The organism is Mitsuaria sp. TWR114, from assembly GCF_007997345.1.
Map to the genome: position 1 here is coordinate 1 of NZ_VOSR01000633.1, position 5,638 is coordinate 5,638.

Annotated in this window: 8 protein-coding genes and 1 tRNA gene; 4 read left to right on the plus strand and 5 right to left on the minus strand. The window is 66.6% G+C overall.

The window, feature by feature from the left end:
- Positions 1-171: 171 nt before the first annotated feature.
- The 4 genes from FUT87_RS21160 to FUT87_RS21175 all read left to right on the plus strand — a co-directional run bounded on the left by FUT87_RS21160 (position 172) and on the right by FUT87_RS21175 (position 2,107).
- Positions 172-248: transfer RNA gene (locus FUT87_RS21160), tRNA-Met, on the plus strand.
- A 284-nt stretch (positions 249-532) separates the two neighbouring features.
- Positions 533-961: a type VI secretion system amidase effector protein Tae4 gene (locus FUT87_RS21165; protein ID WP_255511950.1), complete on the plus strand. Its 429-nt coding sequence runs from the start codon at positions 533-535 to the stop codon at positions 959-961.
- Positions 958-1,176: a hypothetical protein gene (locus FUT87_RS21170; RefSeq protein WP_147242221.1), complete on the plus strand. Its 219-nt coding sequence runs from the start codon at positions 958-960 to the stop codon at positions 1,174-1,176. The genes FUT87_RS21165 and FUT87_RS21170 overlap by 4 nt, the downstream gene beginning before the upstream one ends.
- A gap of 211 nt (positions 1,177-1,387) precedes the next feature.
- Positions 1,388-2,107 carry a class I SAM-dependent methyltransferase gene (locus FUT87_RS21175; protein WP_147242299.1) on the plus strand — a complete coding sequence of 240 codons (720 nt, stop codon included), beginning with the start codon at positions 1,388-1,390 and terminating at the stop codon, positions 2,105-2,107.
- A 20-nt stretch (positions 2,108-2,127) separates the two neighbouring features.
- Here the strand turns inward: FUT87_RS21175 and FUT87_RS21180 are convergent, their stop codons facing one another.
- From FUT87_RS21180 to fabG, 5 genes are all read right to left on the minus strand, one after another.
- Positions 2,128-2,811, minus strand: coding sequence for a 4'-phosphopantetheinyl transferase superfamily protein (locus tag FUT87_RS21180; protein WP_147242300.1), 684 nt, complete (start codon positions 2,809-2,811; stop codon positions 2,128-2,130).
- A gap of 25 nt (positions 2,812-2,836) precedes the next feature.
- Complete coding sequence (locus tag FUT87_RS21185; protein ID WP_147242301.1) at positions 2,837-3,253, minus strand: hypothetical protein; 417 nt, start codon at positions 3,251-3,253, stop codon at positions 2,837-2,839.
- A 34-nt stretch (positions 3,254-3,287) separates the two neighbouring features.
- Entirely contained in the window at positions 3,288-3,731 is a 444-nt protein-coding gene (locus tag FUT87_RS21190; protein WP_147242302.1) for an excinuclease ATPase subunit, read from the minus strand.
- 62 nt (positions 3,732-3,793) lie between these two features.
- Positions 3,794-5,032 carry a beta-ketoacyl-ACP synthase gene (locus FUT87_RS21195; RefSeq protein WP_147242303.1) on the minus strand — a complete coding sequence of 413 codons (1,239 nt, stop codon included), beginning with the start codon at positions 5,030-5,032 and terminating at the stop codon, positions 3,794-3,796.
- The coding region (fabG, locus tag FUT87_RS21200; protein WP_147242304.1) for a 3-oxoacyl-ACP reductase FabG at positions 5,029-5,638 on the minus strand (610 nt) is incomplete at its 5' end. The genes fabG and FUT87_RS21195, both read right to left, overlap by 4 nt.

The window sequence follows — 5,638 nt, forward strand, 5'->3', positions numbered from 1 at the left end:
CGCTTCGGGAGCGGGCGCTGGCGTGGGTTCGGAGGATCCGAAGCCCAGTTTTTTCTTGAGGAAGCTGAACATGGAGGGGTCGAGAGGACTCGCGCGCCGAACGTTTGTCGCCGTGCTCGGCGGGGGCTTGCATTGTCTTCGAAAACTTTGCTATAGTCGCATTCTTCGCAAGGCGCTTTAGCTCAGCCGGTTAGAGCGACGGAATCATAATCCGCAGGTCCGGGGTTCGAATCCCTGAAGCGCCACCAGATCCCAAAGCCCGCAAGACGCAAGTCTTGCGGGCTTTGTCCATTGGGCTCCAAGTAGCACAAAAGGCGGCGCAACCTCGCCTTCCTCGAAGACCCGCAAAGCACACCTTCTCCGGCTCGCCGGTCCCTAAAAGAGATTCCCCTCAGGCTGACCTTCGTCACCTGAACTTGCCACGCACGGTTATCAGAATGGCCCTTCACGCCTTCAGTGGAGGGGCACAAAGATGCCGACGTTTTCCGAACTCTGAAAGCAGCACCCCAACATCGCAGGGGATGCACCGATCCTGGACAAGACCGTCTACGAGAACCAGTGTGCGATCAACCTCTCCGCTGCCCTCATGCGCTGCGGCGTCGACTTGAAGTCGTTTGGTGGGGCCAGGTCATGGGAGAAGGACAAGCCCAAATATCCGATCCGTGCCGAAGAGCTTGCGGCGTGGCTGGATAAAAACGCCGCGGTGCTTCCGGGCAAGATTCAGAAGTTCACCGGCAAAGACGTCGCCACATCCTTCGACAAGATCAAGGGCAAGCATGGGGTGATCTTCATCAAGGACTACTACGGTCCAGGCCTCAGCGGTGACCACATCGACCTCTTCAAAGAGTCCCGCATGACAGACACCTCCTCCTGGTTTCGCATCGCCACAGGCTTTGCCATTCAAGGCTTGTGGAGCGACTACAAGAAGGCCAAGGCCATCTGGTTCTGGCAGATGTCATGAAGCGCGCCCTGTTTACCTTGCTCGGTGCCGTCGTCTTTGCCCTGGTGTCGTATGGGCTGGTCGAGCTGTTTGCCAGTTGGTATGGCCCTCGATACATCAAGTCGGACTCCGACATCGGTGACGCCTTCATGATGTCGCTGGGCTTCATGCTCATCTGCCTCATCGCAGGGGGCATCGTGGGCTTCAAGTGGGCAAGTCGAAAGCCCAGGGCCTGAGGCCCATCAGTAAACCCCGGCGGTTCACGCAAGTCTTGCGGGCTTTGTCTTTTCCAGCTCGCCTCATTGCGCCGGCTCCCCCATTGCGGGCATTGTTCATCGTTTGCCCCTCCGGGCCTCGGCGCGCCGCAGGCCGCCGCCGCTATCATCTGCCGCCGCTCGACGCAGACCAGCACACGACCGCGGCACACCCCGGCACGAACGACGCCCCATGAACACACCCCTCACGTCCCTGCCCACCCGCAAGCCCGCCTTCGTGCCCGAGACCCGCTTCGGCCTCTGGTTCCTCTCGACGCCGACCTGGCGTGTCCACGTGCTGGGCCGCGCGCTGGACGACCTCCAGCGCCTGGCGCCTGACATCCCCAAGGGCGGCGTGATGCTGGACATCGGCACCGGGCAAGGCCATTCGCTGCCCGAGCTGGCCCAGCGCTTCCAGCCCAGCCAGATCCACGCGCTCGATCCGGAGCCGGACTTCGCCGCCCGCTGCGCCGCGATGCGCCAGGCCACGCCGGTGCCGGTGACGCTGCACGACGCGCATGCCGAAGCCATCCCGCTGCCCGACGCTTCCGTCGACGTCGTGCTGTGCCACCAGACCCTGCATCACATCGTCGATCAGGCGACCGCGCTGTCCGAGGTCTTCCGCGTGCTCAAGCCGGGCGGCGTGCTGCTGCTGGCCGAGAGCACCCGCGCCTACATCCACAGCTGGATCATCCGGCTGCTGTTCCGCCACCCGATGCACGTGCAGCGCAGCGCGCCGGAATTCCTGGCCATGCTCCGCGAGGCCGGTTTCCAGGTCGACGACAAGCGCATCAGCACGCCCTACCTCTGGTGGAGCCGCAAGGACCTTGGCGCACTCGAATGGCTGGGGTTCCGCGTGCCCGAGCAACGCGAGGAAACGCTGCTTAACTGCGTCGCCCGCAAGCCGGGCTGAGATCGTCGCGGACCGCGCGCTCAGCAGCGCGAGCGATAACGGCGCCACTCCGGCGCCGTTTGCATTTGTGCCGCGTTCAAGGGCGTGATCACCGCCGGCAAGTCGGCGCAGGTCGCGATCGCGACGATCGTCGCGCCGTCCTCGGTGACGGCCATGTCGCCCCCATCGCCATCGGCGGATTCGTCGAAGGCCATGGCCCGCATCAGCGCGAAATCCAGGCCCTGCTCACGCGCCTTCAGCCACGCTTCCTTGAGCGTCCACAGCTGGAGGAAATGGCGCTCCCGCGCCTGCGGCGGCAATTGCCGCAGTTGCTCCTGCTGGGCTGGGCCATGCACGGCACGCGCCAACGCGAGGTGATCGCGAGCGCGCGCGCCCAAGCGCTCGATGTCCACGCCCACCGGCACCGCCGCGACCGCGCACGCGACCTGGTCACCGCTGTGGCTGATGGAGACGAACACCCCGTCCGGCCGCGCGACACGACACGCGCCGCTGTCGGCGACCTGCAGCTCGACCGCGCCGTCATCGCCGCGCCACTCGCGCACCGCCTGACGCGCCAGCCAGCGCCCGGCGAGGAACACGTCCCGCCGGGCCTCGGTGCCGAAGGCCTCGAGCCGCGCGCGCTCCGTGGCCGTCACCCACGACGCCGGATCCGCCATGCCGGCCCGCAGCGCGGACCGCGTCGCGAGCAGGCACAGCAGGCTCATCGGATCGCGGGGCCCCGCCGCGCGGTCATTGCGCGGCCGGGGTGCCGCTGGCCTCGGACGAGATGGCGCGGCTCAGGTTGCTGACCCAGGTGTTGTAGAACGGGTGGATGTGGGCCACGCCGTTGACCTGCTCGTACTTCATGTTGACGCTGTTGACGTACCGGACCTGGAAGCCGGCGTTGTCATAGCTGACGTCCACCACGACCTCATGCTTGTTCTGCTTGTTGTACTTGAGGCGCAGCTTGCCCGGCTCGTCGGAGGCGACGGTCCAGCCCAGCTTGGCACTGCCCCGCACGATCGCCTGCTTCACCTGGTCCGGCGTCAGCGCGGACTGCCCGGCCACCAGCACCACGCGGTCCGGCTCGACCAGCGGCACAGCGCTGCGCGCCTGCGACACGCCCACCAGGCTGGCCAGGATCAGGCCCACAACCATCTTCTTCATCTGCAATCTCCCTCAGGTCAATGAATGGAATGAATCACTCGGCGATCTTGGCGTAGGTGCCCTTGAGCGCCACGCCGATGATGATGGCGCCCGCATGGCATTCGAAATCGGTCGCGCTCCGGTACTCGTTCTTCTTGTAGTAGCTGACGATGTCGATCACCGCGTTGGCACCCTCGCGCTTGGCGCTGTTCTGCAGGCTGATGAGCGCGCTGAGCGCGGCCCACTTGCAGCCGAACTCGTCGGTCTTGCCCACGCCATTGGTCTTGGGGTTGCTGACGTCGGTCGAGAAGCGTTGCAGCACCTTGGGCGTCGTCTGTCCGGCGAGGAAGAACTTCATGTTGGCATCCAGCTTGTCCTTGGCCTCGGGCATGGACAGCACGTCGGCCAGCGGGATGTGCAGCACGGTGTCGCGCGCCGAGGCAGCGGTGGCCGCCAACATCGAGGCCAGCAGGATCGCGGCGGAATGGCGAAGCTTCATGAACGGTCTCCAGTCAAGCGAAGTCAAACAAGGTCAAACGAAGTCGAAGGAAGTCGAACGGATCAATCGAGCCGGCGCAGGATCAGCGAGGTGTTGATGCCGCCGAACGCGAAGTTGTTGGTCATCGCGAACTCGGTCTGCAGGGCGCGTCCGCCGGTCCGCACGTAATCCAGGTCGCCGCAGCGCGGGTCCACGCGCTCGAGGTTGAGTGTCGGCGCAAACCAGCCGGCCCGCATCATCTCGAGCGTCATCCAGGTCTCGAGCGCGCCGCAGGCACCCAGGGTGTGGCCCATGTAGCTCTTGAGCGAGGAGATCGCGACATCGGAACCGAAGACCGCCTGCGTGCCCTGGCTCTCCGCCACGTCGCCCTGGTCGGTGCTGGTGCCATGGGCGTTGACGTAGGGAATCGCGCCGGGCGGCAGGCCCGCGTCCTCCAGCGCCAGGCGCATCGCCTGGGCCATCGTCGCGGACTGCGGCTGCGTGACGTGCGTGCCGTCGCAGTTGGTGCCGTAGCCCACGATCTCGCCCAGGATCCGGGCGCCTCGGGCCTTGGCGTGTTCGTACTCCTCGAGCACGAAGGTGCAGGCGCCCTCGCCCAGCACCAGACCATCGCGGTCGGCGTCGAACGGCCGCGGCGTGAGGCGCGGCTGGTCGTTGTGGCGGGTGCTGGTGGCGAAGAGTGTGTCGAAGACCGCTGCCTGCGTGGGATCCAGCTCCTCGGCGCCACCGGCCAGCATCGCGACCTGGCGGCCGCTGAGGATGGCCTCGTAGGCGTAGCCGATGCCCTGGCTGCCCGAGGTGCAGGCGCTGCTGGTCGTGATGATGCGGCCGGTGATGCCGAAGAACACGGCGATGTTGACCGTCGCCGTGTGCGACATCATCTTCACGTAGGTATTGGCGTTGATGCCCTCGATGCTCTTGGCGGTCATCATGCGGCCGAAGTCGCCGACGGCACTGGGCGTGCCGCTGGAGCTGCCGAAGCTCACGCCCAGCCGGCCGCTGGTCACCAGCGGATCGCCCAGCAGGCCGGCCTGTTCCAGGGCCATCTCGCTGGCGCGGGTGGCCATCTGCGCGACGCGCCCCATGCTGCGCATGCTCTTGCGGTTGTAGCGGTCGGCCGGCAGCTCGAAGGGCGCGCAGGGCACGCCGACCTGCGTGTTCAGGCCTTCGTAGTCGGCCCAGCCGGGCATGCGCTGGACCTTGTTGGCCTCCGCCCGCAGGCTGTCCATCATGGTCTCGACGTCATGGCCCAGCGGCGACAACGCCCCCACGCCGGTGATCACGACCCGCTTCTTGCTCATCCCACCATCCCCCCATTCACCGAAATCACCTGCCGCGTGATGTAGGCGGCATCGCTGCCCATCAGGAAGCTCACGATCGCCGCCACCTCCTCCGGCTTGCCCACCCGCTTGGCCGGGATCAGCTTGAGCGCCTCCTCCAGCAGCTGCGGGTCGACCATGTCGGTGTCGATCAGGCCCGGCGCGACGCAATTGACGGTGATCTGCCGGCTGGCCAGCTCGACCGCGAGCGCCTTGGTCGCGCCGATGATGCCCGCCTTCGCCGCGCTGTAGTTGACCTGGCCGCGGTTGCCCATCAGCGCCGAGACCGAGGCCAGCGTCACGATGCGCCCCGGCGCCTTGCGCCGCACCAGCGGCATGGTGAGCGGCTGCAGCACGTTGTAGAAGGCATCCAGGTTGGTGTGGATGACCTGGTCCCAGTCCTCGCCGCTGAGCGCCGGGAAGGCGCCGTCGCGCGCGATGCCGGCGTTGCAGACGACGCCGTAGTAGCAGCCATGCGCGTCGACGTCGGCCAGCAGCGCGCTGGCGGTGGCCTCGCGATCCGACACGTCGAACTGGAGCACCCGGGCCACGCGTCCCAGCGCGCGGACCTCGGCGGCGGCGGCCTCG

Excerpts from the sequence above, each read along its gene's own strand:
- FUT87_RS21170 (WP_147242221.1), top strand. The coding sequence starts at position 958 with ATGAAGCGCGCCCTGTTTACCTTGCTCGGTGCCGTCGTCTTTGCCCTG.
- FUT87_RS21175 (WP_147242299.1), top strand. The coding sequence starts at position 1,388 with ATGAACACACCCCTCACGTCCCTGCCCACCCGCAAGCCCGCCTTCGTG.
- FUT87_RS21180 (WP_147242300.1), bottom strand. The coding sequence starts at position 2,811 with ATGAGCCTGCTGTGCCTGCTCGCGACGCGGTCCGCGCTGCGGGCCGGC.
- FUT87_RS21185 (WP_147242301.1), bottom strand. The coding sequence starts at position 3,253 with ATGAAGAAGATGGTTGTGGGCCTGATCCTGGCCAGCCTGGTGGGCGTG.
- FUT87_RS21190 (WP_147242302.1), bottom strand. The coding sequence starts at position 3,731 with ATGAAGCTTCGCCATTCCGCCGCGATCCTGCTGGCCTCGATGTTGGCG.
- FUT87_RS21195 (WP_147242303.1), bottom strand. The coding sequence starts at position 5,032 with ATGAGCAAGAAGCGGGTCGTGATCACCGGCGTGGGGGCGTTGTCGCCG.